At 55.5% G+C, this 16,274-nt stretch carries 17 protein-coding genes; 8 read left to right on the forward strand and 9 right to left on the reverse strand.

The genetic code is table 11. The annotated features are described in order from the left end of the window. Positions 1 to 40 precede the first annotated feature (40 nt). Both dkgA and yqhD read right to left on the reverse strand, forming a co-directional pair. Entirely contained in the window at positions 41 to 868 is an 828-nt protein-coding gene (gene dkgA / locus AC4OVS_RS03590; protein ID WP_023306942.1) for a 2,5-didehydrogluconate reductase DkgA, read from the reverse strand. A 105-nt stretch (positions 869 to 973) separates the two neighbouring features. After that, positions 974 to 2,137: an alcohol dehydrogenase gene (gene yqhD / locus AC4OVS_RS03595; protein ID WP_032626276.1), complete on the reverse strand. Its 1,164-nt coding sequence runs from the start codon at positions 2,135 to 2,137 to the stop codon at positions 974 to 976. A 195-nt stretch (positions 2,138 to 2,332) separates the two neighbouring features. Here yqhD and AC4OVS_RS03600 point away from each other — a divergent pair, with 195 nt between their 5' ends. Continuing rightward, positions 2,333 to 3,232 (forward strand): AraC family transcriptional regulator, encoded by a 900-nt coding sequence (locus AC4OVS_RS03600; protein WP_491922181.1) that lies wholly within the window; start codon positions 2,333 to 2,335, stop codon positions 3,230 to 3,232. Positions 3,233 to 3,277: 45 nt separating this feature from the next. Here AC4OVS_RS03600 and yghB read toward each other — a convergent pair whose 3' ends face one another. Beyond that, positions 3,278 to 3,937 carry a DedA family general envelope maintenance protein YghB gene (gene yghB, locus AC4OVS_RS03605; RefSeq protein ID WP_015571869.1) on the reverse strand — a complete coding sequence of 220 codons (660 nt, stop codon included), beginning with the start codon at positions 3,935 to 3,937 and terminating at the stop codon, positions 3,278 to 3,280. Between the two features lie 142 nt (positions 3,938 to 4,079). Further along, a complete protein-coding gene (metC, locus tag AC4OVS_RS03610; RefSeq protein ID WP_023306940.1) occupies positions 4,080 to 5,267 on the reverse strand; it encodes a cystathionine beta-lyase in 1,188 nt (395 codons plus the stop codon). A gap of 251 nt (positions 5,268 to 5,518) precedes the next feature. On the opposite strand from metC, the gene exbB reads away from it, so the two are divergent. Continuing rightward, positions 5,519 to 6,250 carry a tol-pal system-associated acyl-CoA thioesterase gene (gene exbB / locus AC4OVS_RS03615; RefSeq protein WP_023298602.1) on the forward strand — a complete coding sequence of 244 codons (732 nt, stop codon included), beginning with the start codon at positions 5,519 to 5,521 and terminating at the stop codon, positions 6,248 to 6,250. A 4-nt stretch (positions 6,251 to 6,254) separates the two neighbouring features. Beyond that, entirely contained in the window at positions 6,255 to 6,680 is a 426-nt protein-coding gene (gene exbD, locus AC4OVS_RS03620) for a TonB system transport protein ExbD (RefSeq protein WP_023298601.1), read from the forward strand. A gap of 91 nt (positions 6,681 to 6,771) precedes the next feature. On the opposite strand, the gene AC4OVS_RS03625 is transcribed toward exbD, so the two are convergent. Both AC4OVS_RS03625 and AC4OVS_RS03630 read right to left on the reverse strand, forming a co-directional pair. Next, positions 6,772 to 7,209, reverse strand: coding sequence for a hypothetical protein (locus AC4OVS_RS03625; protein ID WP_023298600.1), 438 nt, complete (start codon positions 7,207 to 7,209; stop codon positions 6,772 to 6,774). After that, complete coding sequence (locus tag AC4OVS_RS03630; protein WP_023330187.1) at positions 7,202 to 7,606, reverse strand: hypothetical protein; 405 nt, start codon at positions 7,604 to 7,606, stop codon at positions 7,202 to 7,204. Before AC4OVS_RS03630 ends, AC4OVS_RS03625 begins: the two co-directional genes overlap by 8 nt. Positions 7,607 to 7,708: 102 nt before the next feature. Between AC4OVS_RS03630 and AC4OVS_RS03635 the strand changes: the two genes are divergently transcribed. Together AC4OVS_RS03635 and AC4OVS_RS03640 are read left to right on the forward strand one after the other, a co-directional pair. After that, positions 7,709 to 8,212, forward strand: coding sequence for an ESA_00282 family adhesion-associated protein (locus AC4OVS_RS03635; protein WP_023298598.1), 504 nt, complete (start codon positions 7,709 to 7,711; stop codon positions 8,210 to 8,212). A gap of 43 nt (positions 8,213 to 8,255) precedes the next feature. Then, on the forward strand, positions 8,256 to 8,744 hold the full coding sequence (locus tag AC4OVS_RS03640; RefSeq protein ID WP_006811956.1) for a TIGR00645 family protein: 489 nt from the start codon (positions 8,256 to 8,258) through the stop codon (positions 8,742 to 8,744). Positions 8,745 to 8,857: 113 nt separating this feature from the next. Here AC4OVS_RS03640 and AC4OVS_RS03645 read toward each other — a convergent pair whose 3' ends face one another. Continuing rightward, entirely contained in the window at positions 8,858 to 9,898 is a 1,041-nt protein-coding gene (locus AC4OVS_RS03645) for an aldo/keto reductase (RefSeq protein ID WP_192970452.1), read from the reverse strand. 82 nt (positions 9,899 to 9,980) lie between these two features. Between AC4OVS_RS03645 and yghX the strand changes: the two genes are divergently transcribed. Further along, a complete protein-coding gene (yghX, locus tag AC4OVS_RS03650; protein WP_048966576.1) occupies positions 9,981 to 10,868 on the forward strand; it encodes a YghX family hydrolase in 888 nt (295 codons plus the stop codon). A gap of 113 nt (positions 10,869 to 10,981) precedes the next feature. Then, on the forward strand, positions 10,982 to 12,529 hold the full coding sequence (locus tag AC4OVS_RS03655) for a methyl-accepting chemotaxis protein (RefSeq protein WP_022649391.1): 1,548 nt from the start codon (positions 10,982 to 10,984) through the stop codon (positions 12,527 to 12,529). 2 nt (positions 12,530 to 12,531) lie between these two features. Here the strand turns inward: AC4OVS_RS03655 and fucR are convergent, their stop codons facing one another. Further along, entirely contained in the window at positions 12,532 to 13,281 is a 750-nt protein-coding gene (fucR, locus tag AC4OVS_RS03660; protein ID WP_038416725.1) for an L-fucose operon activator, read from the reverse strand. Positions 13,282 to 13,357: 76 nt separating this feature from the next. Next, positions 13,358 to 14,224 carry a glutathione-dependent disulfide-bond oxidoreductase gene (yghU, locus tag AC4OVS_RS03665; protein ID WP_023298592.1) on the reverse strand — a complete coding sequence of 289 codons (867 nt, stop codon included), beginning with the start codon at positions 14,222 to 14,224 and terminating at the stop codon, positions 13,358 to 13,360. A gap of 183 nt (positions 14,225 to 14,407) precedes the next feature. Between yghU and gss the strand changes: the two genes are divergently transcribed. Next, a complete protein-coding gene (gene gss, locus AC4OVS_RS03670; protein ID WP_155026025.1) occupies positions 14,408 to 16,270 on the forward strand; it encodes a bifunctional glutathionylspermidine amidase/synthase in 1,863 nt (620 codons plus the stop codon). The last annotated feature ends 4 nt before the right edge of the window (positions 16,271 to 16,274 follow it).

The raw sequence follows: 16,274 nt of genomic DNA on the forward strand, positions 1-16,274 counted from the left end.
ATTCCCTCTCCCTGTGGGAGAGGGTTAGGGTGAGGGGAAACTACCCGCCAAACTGATCCGGGTCCGGCCCAAGCCGCTTGCCCTGATCCAGCTTCGCAATCTCACCCAGCTCGTCTTTATCCAGGCGGAAATCCCAGACGTCGAAGTTCTCGGCGATACGCGATGGCGTGACCGATTTCGGGATCACCACCAGACCGCTATCCAGATGCCAGCGAATGACGATCTGCGCCGGCGTTTTGCCGTACTTATCCGCCAGTTCACGAATGATTTTCTGGTCAAACACCCCTTCGCCGCCCTGAGCCAGCGGGCTCCAGGATTCGGTCTGGATCTTGTGCGTGGCGTTCCACGAATGAAGCTGGCGCTGCTGCATCAGCGGGTGTAGCTCAATCTGGTTAATCACCGGCGCGACGCCCGTTTCATCAATCAGGCGTTGCAGATGATGAACCTGGAAATTACAGACGCCGATGCTTTTTATCAGCCCCTCTTTTTGCAGCTCAATCATCCCTTTCCAGGCATCAACGTAATGGTCGATAGCCGGTACCGGCCAGTGCATGAGATAAAGATCGACGAAATCGAGCTGGAGTTTCTCCAGGCTCTCCTGCAACGCTTCGCGGGGACGCTTTTGATCGTCGTTCCACAGCTTGGTGGTGATGAATAACTCATCGCGGGGAATGCCAGCGCTGGCAAGCGCGGTCCCCACGCCGTCCTCGTTTTTATAGGCGGCGGCGGTATCAATGGACCGATAGCCGACTTCCAGGGCTTTATGAATGGCGGAGACGACCTCGTCGTTACCGGCTTTCCATACACCTAGCCCCAGCTGGGGCATCACGTTGCCGTCCTGTAGCTTGATTACGGTTTGGTTTGCCATTTTTCCTCCTTCAGGTGCTCATCGCCGGAGGGAACCTCCGACGATGTGATGTGCATTAAGTCTGGACGAAATGTCAAAAAACGAAAGTCAGGATCCTAAAAACGCTTAGCGTGCCGCTTCGTAAATACGACGGCTGACGTCCAGGGTGATGTCGCCGTGCTCGCCGATCTGCGTCATACCGTGTGCTTCCAGCTTCGCCAGCAGGGCAGGGATGGAGCTGCCGTCCAGGTCGTAGTCAGAGAGACGCGTTGGCACACCCAGGCTTTCAAAGAAGTGACGGGTGGCTTCAATCGCGGCATCAATACGCGCATCGTCGGAACCCTCGGTGATGTTCCAGACGCGTTCGGCGTACTGGAGCAGTTTGGCGCGTTTAGCGTCACGTTTTTCATTCCACAGCGCAGGCAGAACCACCGCCAGCGTCTGGGCGTGATCCAGGCCGTGCATCGCCGTCAGCTCGTGGCCGAGCATATGGGTAGCCCAGTCCTGTGGCACGCCTGCACCGATAAGGCCATTCAGTGCCTGTGTTGCAGCCCACATCACGTTAGCACGCACGTCATAGTTTTCAGGCTCTTTCAGCGCTTTCGGACCTTCTTCAATCAGCGTCAGCAGAATGCCTTCCGCGAAACGATCCTGAATTTTGGCGTTTACCGGGTAAGTGACGTACTGCTCAACGGTGTGAACAAAGGCGTCGACCACGCCGTTCGCCACCTGACGCGCAGGCAGGGTATAGGTGTAAACCGGATCGAGGATCGCGAACACGGGCTGAACGTGTTCGTTCATAAAGGCCTGCTTGTCACCGGTGGTTTTACGGGAGATGACCGCGCCTTTGTTGGACTCAGAGCCGGTGGCCGGCAGCGTCAGCACGGAGCCCATCGGGATCGCACTGCTGATGTCGCTGCCGCCCGTTTCCAGAATATGCCACGGGTCGATGCCGTCAGCGTAATGCGCTGCCGCCGCGATGAATTTGGTGCCGTCCAGCACGGAACCGCCGCCCACCGCCAGCAGGAAAGTGATCTGCTCGTCACGGGCGATTTTTACCGCGTTCATCAGCGTTTCATAAGACGGGTTAGGCTCGATACCGCCGAACTCGCGTACGTCCAGCCCTTCCAGAGCGCTGTAAACCTGATCCAGTACGCCGGTTTTTTTCACGCTGCCGCCGCCGTAGGTAATCAGGACGCGGGCGTCCGTCGGGATTTGCGCGCGCAGGTCAGCGATAGCGTCTTTACCAAACAGAATGCGGGTTGGGGTGTGAAGATTAAAGTTGTTCATGGCTTGTTCCCTGTAGTGGGTAAAAAATCGTGGTGGCGCAGAAGGCAACCTGATGCTGCACATTGTGGCGGGCAGGCGCTATCCTCTCAATGCACATTCCTGCCGATGTCTTGCCCATTTCTACAGCGCTCTGGAGAAACGGTAAGAAAATGCGCACACTGTCAGCGTCGGAAACCGTACCCGGAGTAACTGAAAATGAACCGTGATGCCATCTGCCGCCAGCTAACGTCGCAGATTAAAAGACTGATAGATAACGGAAATGATTCGGCTGAGCTGTTGCCGGATATCCGATTGCTCTACGGTACCCAGCCCGGAACGCGCACCCCGGTGATGTATCAGCCCGGCATCGTGTTTCTCTTTTCTGGCCATAAGATTGGCTATATCAATGAGCGCGTGTTCCGTTACGACACCAATGAATATCTGCTTCTGACTGTACCTTTACCCTTCGAATGTGAAACTTTCGCGACAGAGGAGGTACCGCTGGCCGGGATCCGCGTCAACGTCGACATTCTCCAGTTGCAGGAGTTGCTGATGGAGATTGGGGAGGACAAACTTTTCCGGCCGTCGATGGCGGCAAGCGGTATCAACTCCGCGACCTTATCGGAGGAAATTCTCTGCGCGATTGAACGCCTGTTAGACGTGATGGAAAGGCCTCTGGATGCGCGTATTCTCGGAAAGCAGATTATCCGCGAAATTCTTTACCATGTGCTGCTGGGACCGGGCGGCGGGGCGCTGCTGGCGCTGGTAAGCCGGCAAACGCACTTCAGCCTCATTAGTCGCGTGCTGAAGCGCATCGAGAGCCAGTACACGGAAAACCTCAGCGTTGATCAGCTGGCGGCGGAAGCCAATATGAGCGTCTCGGCGTTTCACCATAACTTTAAATCCGTCACCAGCACGTCGCCGTTGCAGTACCTCAAAACTTACCGTCTGCATAAGGCGCGGATGCTGATGATCCACGATGGCATGAAGGCCAGCGCCGCGGCGATGCGGGTCGGGTATGAAAGCGCTTCGCAGTTTAGTCGGGAATTTAAGCGTTACTTCGGCGTCACGCCGGGGGAAGATGCGTCACGTATCAGAACCATGCAGGGAGCGTGAGGGGAAACGGAGGCCGGGTAAGCGGTAGCGCCACCCGGCTTTTATTTATGCGCTGCAATACTTTTTCTTGATCACCACCGCAATGGTACCCACCAGCCCTGCAACCAGCAGGAAAATCGGCAGGATCATCAGGAAGGTCATCACCTGGTCTTCATGGCGCTTAACAAAGGGGATCATATTCAGCGCGTAGCCGAGCGTGGTAACCACGCCCACCCAGAGCAGGGCGCTCAGCCAGTTGAAGAACTGGAAGCGGCGGTTAGAGAGGCCTGAAATACCCGCCATGGTAGGCAACAGGGTGCGAACGAACGCCAGAAAACGCCCGGCAAGCAACGCCAGCAGGCCGTGACGGTCAAACATGCAGGTCGCGCGCTGATGATATTTATGCGGCAGCTGCGCCAGCCAGCCTTTCACCACGCGGGTGTTTCCAAGCCAGCGCCCTTGCAGGTAGCTCAGCCAACAGCCGAGACTGGCCGCAGAGGTGAGGATCACCATTGTCGGTGCGAAGTCCATCACGCCCTTGCCGATTAACGCCCCTGCGAGCAGGAGCAGGCTGTCACCGGGTAAAAATGAGGCTGGCAGTAATCCATTTTCCAGAAACAGCGTCGCGAACATCACGAAATAGACAATCCCGACGACATGTGGGTCCGCCAGCGCGGCAAAATCGTGTTGCCAGAGCGCCGTGATGATATTTTGAATAACAGCCATGGACTTTCCTGTGGAACAGCAGATATAACGCTATTGTACTCCCAATTTTGCCTGTCGGGGTTGATCGCAGGCGCATCTCATACAGACTTTTCTGCTTGCGGTGTTCAGAATAGCGTCCAGGGAGTACATGTCAGCCAGCACTTTACACGATGCGCTCAAATCCTGCCGATAAATCCGCAATTAAATCGTCCACATTTTCCAGCCCGATATGCAGGCGGATTAAGGTCCCCTCGAAGTCCACCTCGCCGCCCGGGCGCAGGGCCGCAATCTGCTCCGGCTGATTGGGCAGGATCAACGATTCAAACCCACCCCATGAATAGGCCATGCTGAAGAGGGTAAAGTTATCCAGATAGCTTGCCAGCTCGGCGTCATTCAGGCGCTTCTTAAGAACAAATGAGAACAACCCGCTGCTGCCCGTAAAGTCACGTTGCCAGTATTCGTGGCCCTTGCTGCCCGGCAGCGCCGGATGGTTAACGCGCTCCACCTGCGGATGCAGCGCCAGCCACTGTGCAATTTGCAGGCTGCTTTCGTGATGCTGACGCAGACGCACGCCGAGCGTACGGATGCCCCGGCTGGTCATGTAGGCGGTATCGGCATCCACCATCTGGCCCATCAGGTAGGCGTTTTCACGCAATTGCTCCCAGCAGCGGGCATTAGATACCGCCGTACCGATCATGCCGTCTGAGTGGCCAATCAGGTATTTGGTCGCCGCCTGAATGGAGATATCGATGTCAAATTCCAGGGCTTTAAACAGCACACCTGCCGCCCAGGTGTTGTCGATCATGATGATCGCTTCCGGCGCTATGCTGCGCACCGCCTTCACGATGGCCGGGACGTCATGCACTTCCATAGTGATGGAGCCGGGAGATTCCAGGAACACAACGCGCGTGTTGGGCTGAATAAGCCCGGCAATACCGGCCCCAATCAGCGGATCGAACCAGCTGGTGGTGACGCCGAGCTTGCTGAGTATTTTGGTGCAGAAGTCCTGGCTTGGCTCGTAGGCGGTATTGGTCATCAGGATGTGGTCACCCTGTTCAACAAACGCCAGAATGGTATTGGCGACCGCCGCCGCACCGCACGGGAACAGCGCGCAGCCCGCGCCGCCCTCCAGTTCGCACATGGCTTCCTGCAACGAGAAATGGGTTAACGTGCCACGGCGACCGTAAAACAGCCCGCCCTTAGCGCGATTACGCGTGGCGATTTTTTTATCTTCGACGGTATCAAACACCAGCGAGGAGGCACGCTGGATCACGCTGTTGACCGAGCCCTGGGTGTATTTTTTACTGCGTCCTGCCTGCACCAGCGTGGTCTCAAGCTGCTTTTTAGTCATGTTCGCTAACCCTATTTTTATACGTCTGGACGTCCAGACTACCACGATTGTCACAATGTGCATCCGGATGCTTATCGAATAAGCAGAAAATATTATCAAATATTCGCATAAGAAATTTTTACTGCGTAAGCGCAAGGAAAGTGAGCGAAAATTACGGCACTATGTAAATACTAATGAGAACTACTATCAATTCGACGACGTTTTGATATTATTACGTTCAGATTGTGTGATTTGCGTCCTGGAGATACAGAGTGGGTAATAATTTGATGCAGACGGATCTCTCCGTTTGGGGCATGTATCAACATGCTGACATCGTCGTTAAGGTTGTGATGATCGGCCTGATTCTGGCGTCCGTGATCACCTGGGCTATCTTCTTCAGCAAGAGCGCCGAACTTCTTTCACAAAAACGCCGCCTCAAGCGTGAGCAGAAGCAGCTGGCGGAAGCCCGCTCTCTGGATCAGGCTTCTGATATCACCTCATCCTTCCATGCGAAAAGCCTGACTACCCTGTTAGTGAACGAAGCGCAGAACGAGCTGGAACTCTCCGCAGGCAGTGAAGATAACGAAGGCATTAAAGAGCGTACCGGCTTCCGTCTGGAGCGTCGCGTTGCGGCCGTGGGTCGTCATATGGGCCGCGGTAACGGCTACCTGGCGACTATCGGCGCTATCTCCCCGTTCGTCGGCCTGTTCGGTACCGTCTGGGGCATCATGAACAGCTTTATCGGTATCGCCCAGACGCAGACCACTAACCTTGCGGTCGTCGCGCCGGGTATCGCAGAAGCGCTGCTGGCAACGGCTATCGGTCTGGTTGCCGCTATCCCTGCGGTAGTTATCTATAACATCTTCGCGCGCATGATTGGCAGTTACAAAGCCACACTGGGTGACGTTGCCGCGCAGGTTCTGCTGCTGCAAAGCCGCGATCTGGACCTGAACGCCAGCGCCGTTAAACCGGTGCATGCGGCGTCCAAACTGCGCGTAGGTTGATTGTATGGCAATGCGTCTTAATGAAAATCTGGACGATAACGGTGAAATGCATGAGATCAACGTGACGCCGTTTATCGACGTCATGCTGGTTCTGCTGATTATCTTTATGGTTGCCGCGCCGCTGGCGACGGTGGACGTGAAGGTGAATCTGCCAGCGTCCTCCAGCCAGCCGCAGCCGCGTCCGGAAAAGCCTGTCTACCTGTCCGTGAAGGCCGATAAGTCCATGTTCCTGGGCAACGATCCGGTGACGGATGCCTCGGTTATTCCGGCGCTGGACCAGCTGACCGGCGGCAAGAAAGACACCACCGTCTTCTTCCGCGCGGATAAAACCGTCGATTATGAAACCATGATGAAGGTAATGGACACGCTGCATCAGGCGGGATACCTGAAGATTGGTCTGGTCGGCGAAGAGAAAGCGGCCGCGAAGTAAAACGAAGGCGAAGCCGCCTTCCGTGCCGGGTGGCGGCTTCGCCTTACCCGGCCTACAATCTCAGGCTAGCGCCGCCGGGCGAACCACGTTGTCAGCAGTTAGAAGATGTTGTTGACGCCTCTTCATCGAGCGCCACGCAGGTGACGTTTGATGTGCGATAGTTGCCTTCCGAGAGTTTACGGGTCAGGCGCAGGGTGGCTGTCTCGCGTGCCAGCAGGTACTGATAGTTCGTCTCCAGTCGCCCAAGGATCTTCTCTTTAAGCTCAGGGCGCAGCTCAATAATGGCGTTCATCACCGCGCCGTAAATCTCCTCTTTGGCCTGCAAGGCATAAATTTCCCGACGGTTCTGCCATTTCAGGCGCACCAGCGTGGCCGGAATCGAAACCAAGTCCTGCGTTATTCGCGTCATCTCGTCATTTTTTATCTTTTTCAGGGCGTCGAGATTCTGCTTTAAGATAAATTCATCGCTTTTCTTATCATCTAAAGTCAAATAAACGTTATTACCGCTATCATCATTCACGTTAATCATCCCCCAGGTTATAAAAAATGGGATTGCTTTTTTCACGCGTAATTAAGTTAAGCCAAATTTCATTGCCAGCTTCATTTATTTGCTGTGTTTTCTCGGCCATTATTTGACTTAGAGCCTGGGCATCTATTTCCCCTTCGGCCTGTAAATCATTTAGCAGATGAACTAAGGCTTCAATCTTGATGGCACGAAATAACCGTTCTTTTAAATGGCGATCGTGCTCTTCCAGCACCATATTACGGGATTTGCCGGTGCGTGAAACACCAATTAATATATCGGCTTCATAGTCGGAGAGTTTTCTTTTTCCTTGAGTGAAATTCGCCTCTTTATCTGCTTCCGTCGAAGGCTGTTCCACAGGCGTAATGTGGTACTTTGCCGGGACAAGATTGTCGGGCAGCATTTTAATTTCCTTTAATTTCAAAAGGGTGGGGTTGGAAAAAGGGTGAGATTCGTTGACAATATCATGAGGCAATTTTAAAATCAAAAAAAATGGAGCCTACCCATGAACAGCATTTTCTTCACGGTCGTAACGTTACTATTACTGACCGCTGGCGTGCTTTTATTGATGCAAGAGTTCAATAAAACGAAAGTGTCAAATGACGCCAGTGAACCACCGCAGCCTGAATTGATGTCCAAAGAGGAGGGGGAAGATCATTTCTCCGTCTTGATGAACGCCGTGACGCCAGTCTGGTACTGGCGGGTGAATCACGAATATATCGATTTTCTCCATGCGACAATTAAGCGAATGAAAATGGCCGAAATTAATGATACGCCCGGCCTGTTCGACGCGCAGCGCCGCTGTAGCGACCTTAATTCGGCGGTCTATAAATATTACGACAATATCAAAAAGCGCTGTCTGAATGGCGAGAAGGTGTCGTATTCCGATTTAGACGTATTAAATCTGCGCCAGTGTTTTCGCGAGTTTAGCCTGGAAGCCTACCCGGAACTGGTCGCACTGGTCTGGCCGGAGTATGCGCGTCCGGATGTGGATCCCAACGAGGTATAGTTGAGATATACTGAGCGCTGGTTTCGTTTGCAGACAGGATTTTATGGAACGCTTCTTTGAAAACGCAATGTATGCCTCTCGCTGGCTGCTCGCACCCGTCTATTTTGGTCTCTCTCTGGCGCTGGTCGCCCTGACGATCAAGTTCTTCCAGGAGATATTCCACGTCCTGCCAAACATTTTCTCCGTGGCAGAAGCCGATTTGATTCTGGTTCTGCTGTCGCTGGTGGATATGACGCTGGTAGGAGGATTACTGGTGATGGTGATGTTCTCCGGTTATGAGAATTTCGTCTCTCAGCTTGATATCGCCGAGCACAAAGAAAAGCTCAACTGGCTGGGGAAAATGGACGCCTCATCGCTGAAAAATAAAGTCGCGGCGTCGATTGTGGCGATTTCGTCTATTCACCTGTTACGTGTCTTTATGGATGCTAAAAACGTCCCGGATAATAAGCTGATGTGGTATGTGATTATCCACCTGACGTTTGTACTGTCGGCGTTTGTGATGGGATATCTGGATAAGATCAGTAAGAAATAAATTTACCAGGCCCCTCACCCTGCCCTCTCCCCAGAGGGGAGAGGGTGTTCAAGTTCCCTCTCCCCTCTGGGGAGAGGGTTAGGGTGAGGGGCGAAAGCATCGGACCGCACTATTTATTTATCCGACGACGCCTGCCACAAATTCAGCTCACCATCCGCCACGTGCTGGTCAATCCGCGTCAGTTCATCTTCGGTAAAGCACAGGTTATTCAGCGCCTGAACGTTCTCTTCCAGTTGCTCCGGGCGGCTCGCGCCGATGAGCACTGACGTTACACGTGTATCTTTCAACAGCCAGCTTAGCGCCATCTGCGCCATCGTCTGCCCGCGCGCGTGCGCCATCTCGTTCAGCAGACGAAGGCTGCTCAGGTTGGCTTCGGTCAGCATTTTCTCCGTCAGGCCGCGCGCTTTTTTCCCTTCGCGCTGCATACGTGAACCGTCCGGAATACCGTTCAGGTATTTCCCGGTCAGCAGGCCCTGCGCCAGCGGGGTAAAGGCGATACAGCCCGTTCCGTTTTTCTCCAGCGCGTCCAGCAGACCAGTCTTGTCGACCCAGCGGTTAAGCAGGTTGTAAGAGGGCTGGTGGATCAAAAGCGGGATCTTCCACTCGCGCAGCAATTCGGCCATCACCGTCGTGCGTTCCGTGGAGTAGGACGAAATGCCGACGTACAGCGCTTTTCCGCTCTGCACCGCGTGTGCCAACGCGGCGGCGGTCTCTTCCATCGGCGTGTTTTCGTCTACGCGGTGAGAATAGAAAATATCCACATACTCCACGCCCATGCGTTTCAGGCTCTGGTCGAGGCTGGCGAGCAGATACTTACGTGAACCACCCGAACCATACGGTCCTGGCCACATGTCGTAGCCCGCTTTGGTGGAGATGATCAGCTCGTCGCGATACCCGGCAAAATCTTCTCGCAGCAGGCGGCCAAAATTTTCTTCAGCGCTGCCTGGAGGGGGGCCGTAGTTGTTGGCAAGGTCAAAATGGGTAATGCCGAGATCGAAGGCCTTACGCAGCAGCGCGCGCTGGGAATCGAGCGCCTGAACGTGGCCAAAGCTGTGCCACAGACCCAGCGACAGCGCCGGTAAGCGCAGGCCGCTTTTGCCGCAGTATCGGTACTGCATGTTTTCGTATCGGCCGGTGTAAGGGTGCCAGGACATGATGTCTCCTTTCTTATCGGTGAATTTTCGAAACAGCGTTTTTATTCTAAGCTTATCAAATCATAAATCATGGAGATAAGCGATGACGCGCCTGACTGCCAAAGATTTTCCGCAAGAGCTGCTTGATTACTATGACTATTACGCCCACGGTAAAATCAGCAAACGCGAATTTCTGAATCTCGCGGCGCGCTATGCCGCAGGCGGCGTAACGGCGCTGATGCTGTTTAATATGCTTAAACCCAACTACGCCCTCGCGGAGCAGGTTAAATTCACCGATCCCGATATTCGTCCGGAATACATCACTTATCCCTCGCCCAATGGTCACGGCGAAGTGCGCGGTTACCTGGTGAAGCCGGCCAAAGCTACCGCGAAAACGCCCGCGGTAGTGGTCGTGCATGAGAACCGGGGGCTGAATCCGTATATTGAAGACGTGGCACGACGCGTGGCGAAAGCGGGGTATATCGCGCTGGCTCCCGACGGCCTGAGCTCGGTGGGGGGATACCCCGGCAACGACGACGAAGGAAAGGTTTTGCAGCAGAAGGTCGACCCGACAAGGCTGATGAACGACTTTTTTGCCGCCATAGAGTTTATGAAAAATCATCCGGAAGCCACCGGTAAGGTGGGGATTACCGGTTTTTGCTACGGCGGCGGCGTATCGAATGCCGCCGCCGTAGCGTATCCGGAACTCGACTGCGCGGTGCCCTTCTATGGTCGTCAGCCGCGGGTGGAGGATGTGCCAAAAATTAGCGCGCCGCTCCTGCTTCATTATGCCGAGCTGGACAAAAATATTAACGAGGGCTGGCCTGCCTATGAAGCCGCGCTGAAATCAAATAATAAGGTTTATGAAGCGTATATCTACCCCGGCGTAAACCATGGATTTCACAACGATTCTACCCCACGCTATGACCAGCCCGCAGCCGAGCTGGCCTGGTCGAGAACGTTAAGCTGGTTTAAAAAATATCTGGAATGATAAGCCCTGCTTAAATAAATCATCATAAAGGGTTATCTTTTCCCCTGTCCCTGCCGATAACGAGGGTAGTACTCGCCTCTGGGCGAATTCACCCTCACGGCAAGGAATACTCAATGAAGATGCTTCGTAATTTCACCATCCGTTTCGTCATGCTGACGGTACTGGGGATCTTTTGTGTCATGTGGGCAGGCGTGGGGCTTTACAGCACCTGGTCTCTGTCTCGTGTTTCTGATGGTAATGACGTTGACCGCCAGCTGGTCAGGCAGATGACGGTGCTGAGCCAGGGCAACGATCAGTATTTCCGTTTCGTCACCCGCCTGAGCCGGGCGATGGAAGCTAAAGCAGCGGGCGGCACGCCGGACCTGGCTCCTGCTCAGCAGGCGCTGGATAACATGAGTAAAAAGCTGGCAGAGATGAAAGCTATCTCCCCGGGCCCGATGGATGAAAAGGTCTCTGCGCAGGTGATTTCCACCTGGCAGGCGCTGCTCGATCGGGGCGTTACGCCTCAGATGGTGCAGGCAAAGCAGGCGACGCTCGAAGGCTATCGTCAGCATGCCAACAACGTTACGCCGCCGCTAAGCCGCGCGTTTGGCGCCGCGGTTGAGAACTTTAACAATTCTGCGGTGAAGGCGCTCGACAGTACGCGCGTTGTGGTCGACAGCCTGACCAGCATGACCCGGACGGTGATTATTACCGCCACGATCGTGGGTCTGCTGATCCTGCTGTTCACCGACCGCTACCTGGTGGCGCTGCTGGTAAAACCGCTGGAGCGTATCCGTCAGCAGTTCCGCCAGATTGCGCAGGGCGATCTCAGCCAGCCGATTGAGCCCATTGGCCGCAACTGCGTGGGGCAACTGGTTCCGCTGCTAAGCGCCATGCAGGACAGCCTGCGGGAGGCGGTCAGCACGATTCGTTCCGGCAGCGAGAATATCTGGCGCGGGGCAACGGAGATCTCCAGCGGGAATAACGATCTCTCTTCGCGTACCGAAGAGCAGGCCGCTGCGCTGGAAGAGACCGCGGCCAGCATGGAGCAGCTTACCGCAACGGTGAAGCTGAACGCCGAAAGCGCGCGCCAGGCCAGCCAGCTTGCGGATGTCGCCTCCAGTACGGCCAGCCGCGGCGGGTCGCTGGTAGACGATGTGGTCACGACCATGAGCGGCATTTCGGACAGCTCGAAGAAAATTGCTGAAATCACTACCGTTATCAACAGCATCGCCTTCCAGACCAATATTCTGGCGCTGAACGCCGCGGTGGAAGCGGCTCGGGCCGGGGAGCAGGGGCGCGGTTTTGCGGTCGTGGCGGGTGAGGTGCGTAATCTGGCCAGCCGCAGCGCGAATGCGGCAAAAGAGATCGAAGGGCTGATTGCGGATTCCGTTGCCCGCGTGGAGCAGGGGGCGCAGCTGGTGAACGATACCGGCACGACGATGGAAGCTATCCTGCGCGACGTGACGGAGGTGACCGTCATTATGAAGCAGATCGCCACCGCGTCAGAGGAGCAGAGCAAAGGTATTTCTCAGGTCGGCGTAGCCATCACGCAGATGGACGGCGTGACCCAGCAGAATGCCTCGCTGGTGGAGCAGGTTTCCGCCGCTGCGGCCGCACTGGAACGGCAGACCGAAGAACTCCAGCGCTCAGTGCAGAAGTTCCGTCTCTCCGCGTAACATCATCGCGTCAGGCCGTCTCTGGCGGCCTGACATTTATCGCTCTGAATAATCTGTGTCACCTGCGACAGCTGACCGATTTTCACTTCGCTTGCCCGCATAAATTTACTTTTGTCGATCAGCAGCAGCGACTGGCTGGCCCGGTTTAACAGCAGCGCCTTAAAGCCCGCGTTGTGCTCGGACGGATCCCAAAGGATGCCATGCTCATCAACCCCTTCACACGAGAAGATAAACAGATCGATCTCCAGTCCTTTAAGCTGCGTCACCAGCGCCGGATTAACATAGCAGCGATACTTACGCTCAAGCGTTCCGCCGGAGCAGATAAGCGTGATCCGCTCGCGCTTTGCCATCTCGTGGCAGACAGGCAGGCTATTGGTAAACACGGTGAGTTCGATATCCGGAAGCTGGCGCGCCAGATGAAAGCAGGTCGAGCTGGCGTCGAGGGCGATGGTCATCCCTTCGCTGATCCAGCCCAGCGCGTGTCGGGCAATATCGGCTTTGTCGGCATAATGGCTTTTCAGGCGTGCGCCAAAGGGTTCACCGCTGTCGCGGCTGTCCGGGTGAATCAGACGCGCACGCCCGTGCTGGCGCAGAAGTTTCCCCTGCTGCTGTAACGACTTCAGATCCCGGCGGATCGTCTCTTTGCTGACGGAGAGCTTTTCAGCCAGGGCATCGGTGGTCAGCCAGTCACTTTTACTCAGCAGGGTGATGATGCTCTGCTGTCGGGTCGCTTTTAGCGTCTGGTCTGACATTCGAGGATCCTTGCTCACGCGTGCTGACTCATTTTTCTCATCGCAGAAGAGGGGCGGCGAACCGCCCGGTCATGGGTCAATCCTGACGTTTATCTTCCGTCTGGGTATCGAAGTCGCTCGCTGAATGGCGCTCATGCAGCTGCTCGTTCAGCTCGCCGTTGGTGCGGTTAACAATGCGCCCGCGTTTAACGGCCGGGCGATTCGCCACATCTTTTGCCCAGCGCTGCACGTTGGTGTACTTCCCGGCGTCGAGGAATTCGGCGGCGTTGTAGACGCTGCCCAGCGCCACACAGCCAAACCACGGCCAGATCGCCATATCGGCGATGGTATATTCCTCACCCGCTACATAACGACCGCGCCCCAGCTGCTTGTCCAGCACGTCGAACAGGCGTTTAGCTTCCATGGTGAAGCGATCGATAGCGTACTCAATCTTCACCGGCGCGTAGTTATAGAAGTGGCCAAAACCGCCGCCGAGGAACGGGGCCGCGCCCTGTAACCAGAACAGCCAGTTCAGGGTTTCCGTTCGTCCTGCCGGATCTTTTGGCAGGAAGTGACCAAATTTCTCGGCCAGATAGAGCAGGATATTGCCGGATTCAAAGACGCGCGTCGGCGGGGTGGTGGAGTGGTCACGCAGTGCCGGGATCTTCGAGTTCGGGTTCACGTCGACAAAACCGCTGGAGAACTGATCGCCCTCACCGATGCGGATTAACCATGCGTCGTATTCCGCGCCCGTCACGCCCAGCGCCAGCAGCTCTTCCAGCATGATGGTAACTTTCTGTCCATTCGGCGTACCCAGAGAGTACAGCTGGAGCGGGTGCTCGCCCACAGGCAGCTCTTTCTCGTGCGTAGCGCCCGAGACGGGACGGTTGATATTGGCGAACGCGCCGCCGTTATTCTGTTTCCATTCCCACACTTTCGGTGGCTGATAGGTGTTATCTGACATGTTGGCCTGCCTTTTTGGTGTTGTGTTGAGGCAGTGTAGCAGGAGATAGGGGAACCGTTTAACGATGCGAGCGTAATGGGCAGGGCGGGTGTATGATAACGCCACCTCTGTCAGTTAATTACAACGTGCAGACGACGACAACCCCACAAAAAAATTGCCGCCTGCCTGTTTTAGGTTGGACACATGCGTAAAGGAACGTTAAGCAGTGACGCACCCTTCGGGACGTTATTAGGCTATGCGCCGGGTGGCGTGGCGATTTACTCTTCAAATTACGGCAGTCTCGATCCGCGGCACTATCCGGAAGACGCGGAATTCCGCAGCTATATCGGCAACGAATACATGGGCCATAAATGGCAGTGCGTTGAGTTTGCGCGCCGTTTCCTGTTTCTCAACCACGGGTTTGTCTTTACCGACGTCGGGATGGCGTGGGAGATCTTCTCCCTGCGTTTTTTACGCCAGGTGGTGAATGACAACATCCTGCCGCTACAGGCCTTTGCTAATGGCTCGAAGCGCGCGCCGCAGGCCGGTGCATTGCTCATCTGGCAAAAGGGCGGTGAATTTCAAGAGACCGGCCACGTCGCCGTCATCACCCAGTTGCTGGACGACAGAGTGCGCATTGCCGAGCAGAACGTTATTCACTCTCCGCTGCCGATGGGGCAGCAGTGGACGCGCGAGCTGCGTCTGAGCGTTGAGAACGGTTGCTATACGCTTCATGATACGTTCAGCGATACCGAGATCCTCGGCTGGATGATCCAGACGGAGGAGACGGAACACAGTATTCCTCAGCCGGAGATCGACGGTGAGCTGCTGAAAATCAGCGGCGCGCGGTTGAAGAACAACCGTCAGTTCGACGGAAAATGGCTCAATGAAAACGACGCCCTGCAACAGGCGTACATTCGCGCGAACGGCCACGTTATTAACAACGATCCCTGCCAGTACTTCACCATTACCGAAAGTGCCGAGCAGGAGCTGATCAAAGCCACCAACGAACTGCACCTGATGTACCTTCATGCCACCGACAAGGTGCTGAAAGACGACAGCTTACTCGCGCTTTTCGACATCCCGAAAATTCTCTGGCCGCGTCTGCGCCTCTCCTGGCAGTGGCGTCGTCACCATATGATCACCGGTCGTATGGATTTCTGCATGGATGAGCGCGGCATTAAGGTTTACGAGTACAACGCGGACTCCGCCTCCTGCCATACCGAGGGCGGGCTGATTCTTGAAGAGTGGGTGAAAAACGGCTATCGCGGCACCGGCCACAATCCGGCGGAAGGCTTGCTGGAGGAGCTGACCGGCGCCTGGAAGCACAGCCACGCGCGGCCGTTCGTCCATATCATGCAGGACAACGATATCGAAGAGGATTACCACGCGCTCTTTATTCAGCGCTCGCTGATCCAGGCCGGGTTTGAAACCAAAATCCTGCATGGACTGGGCGCGCTGAGCTGGGATGCCGCCGGGCAACTGATTGATGATGAAGGCCGTCACGTCAACTGCGTATGGAAAACCTGGGCGTGGGAAACGGCGATCGAGCAGATCCGCGAGGTGAGCGAAACCGAGTACGCCGCCGTGCCCATCCGTACCGGTCACCCGAAGGGTGAAGTGCGCCTGATTGACGTCCTGCTGCGCCCGGAAGTGCTGGTCTTTGAACCGCTGTGGACGGTGATCCCAGGTAACAAGGCGATCCTGCCGGTGCTGTGGCAGCTGTTCCCGAACCACCGTTACCTGCTGGATACCGATTTTGAGGTGAATGCGCTGCTGAAACGGACAGGCTATGCCGTTAAACCGATAGCCGGACGCTGCGGGAGCAATATCGATCTGATCGGCGCCCAGGATCAACTGCTGGACCAGTCCAGCGGCAAGTTTGTTGACCGCAAAAATATCTACCAGCAGCTATGGTGCCTGCCAAAGGTTGACGGCAGATACATACAGGTCTGCACCTTTACCGTGGGCGGAAACTATGGCGGAACCTGTCTGCGTGGGGATGACTCGCTGGTGGTGAAGAAAGAGAGCGATATTGAACCGCTGATTGTGGTGAAGGATAAATAACGTC

Source organism: Enterobacter sp. 4974935, assembly GCF_058661735.1.

What these genes read in the sequence shown, in the direction of transcription:
- AC4OVS_RS03655 (WP_022649391.1), top strand. Translation starts at nt 10,982, where the DNA reads ATGAAGATGCTTCGTAATTTCACCATCCGTTTCGTCATGCTGACGGTA.
- exbD (WP_023298601.1), top strand. Translation starts at nt 6,255, where the DNA reads ATGGCAATGCGTCTTAATGAAAATCTGGACGATAACGGTGAAATGCAT.
- metC (WP_023306940.1), bottom strand. Translation starts at nt 5,267, where the DNA reads ATGACTAAAAAGCAGCTTGAGACCACGCTGGTGCAGGCAGGACGCAGT.
- fucR (WP_038416725.1), bottom strand. Translation starts at nt 13,281, where the DNA reads ATGTCAGACCAGACGCTAAAAGCGACCCGACAGCAGAGCATCATCACC.
- AC4OVS_RS03625 (WP_023298600.1), bottom strand. Translation starts at nt 7,209, where the DNA reads ATGATTAACGTGAATGATGATAGCGGTAATAACGTTTATTTGACTTTA.
- AC4OVS_RS03635 (WP_023298598.1), top strand. Translation starts at nt 7,709, where the DNA reads ATGAACAGCATTTTCTTCACGGTCGTAACGTTACTATTACTGACCGCT.
- gss (WP_155026025.1), top strand. Translation starts at nt 14,408, where the DNA reads ATGCGTAAAGGAACGTTAAGCAGTGACGCACCCTTCGGGACGTTATTA.
- AC4OVS_RS03645 (WP_192970452.1), bottom strand. Translation starts at nt 9,898, where the DNA reads ATGTCCTGGCACCCTTACACCGGCCGATACGAAAACATGCAGTACCGA.
- AC4OVS_RS03640 (WP_006811956.1), top strand. Translation starts at nt 8,256, where the DNA reads ATGGAACGCTTCTTTGAAAACGCAATGTATGCCTCTCGCTGGCTGCTC.
- AC4OVS_RS03600 (WP_491922181.1), top strand. Translation starts at nt 2,333, where the DNA reads ATGAACCGTGATGCCATCTGCCGCCAGCTAACGTCGCAGATTAAAAGA.
- yqhD (WP_032626276.1), bottom strand. Translation starts at nt 2,137, where the DNA reads ATGAACAACTTTAATCTTCACACCCCAACCCGCATTCTGTTTGGTAAA.
- dkgA (WP_023306942.1), bottom strand. Translation starts at nt 868, where the DNA reads ATGGCAAACCAAACCGTAATCAAGCTACAGGACGGCAACGTGATGCCC.
- AC4OVS_RS03630 (WP_023330187.1), bottom strand. Translation starts at nt 7,606, where the DNA reads ATGCTGCCCGACAATCTTGTCCCGGCAAAGTACCACATTACGCCTGTG.
- yghX (WP_048966576.1), top strand. Translation starts at nt 9,981, where the DNA reads ATGACGCGCCTGACTGCCAAAGATTTTCCGCAAGAGCTGCTTGATTAC.
- yghB (WP_015571869.1), bottom strand. Translation starts at nt 3,937, where the DNA reads ATGGCTGTTATTCAAAATATCATCACGGCGCTCTGGCAACACGATTTT.
- yghU (WP_023298592.1), bottom strand. Translation starts at nt 14,224, where the DNA reads ATGTCAGATAACACCTATCAGCCACCGAAAGTGTGGGAATGGAAACAG.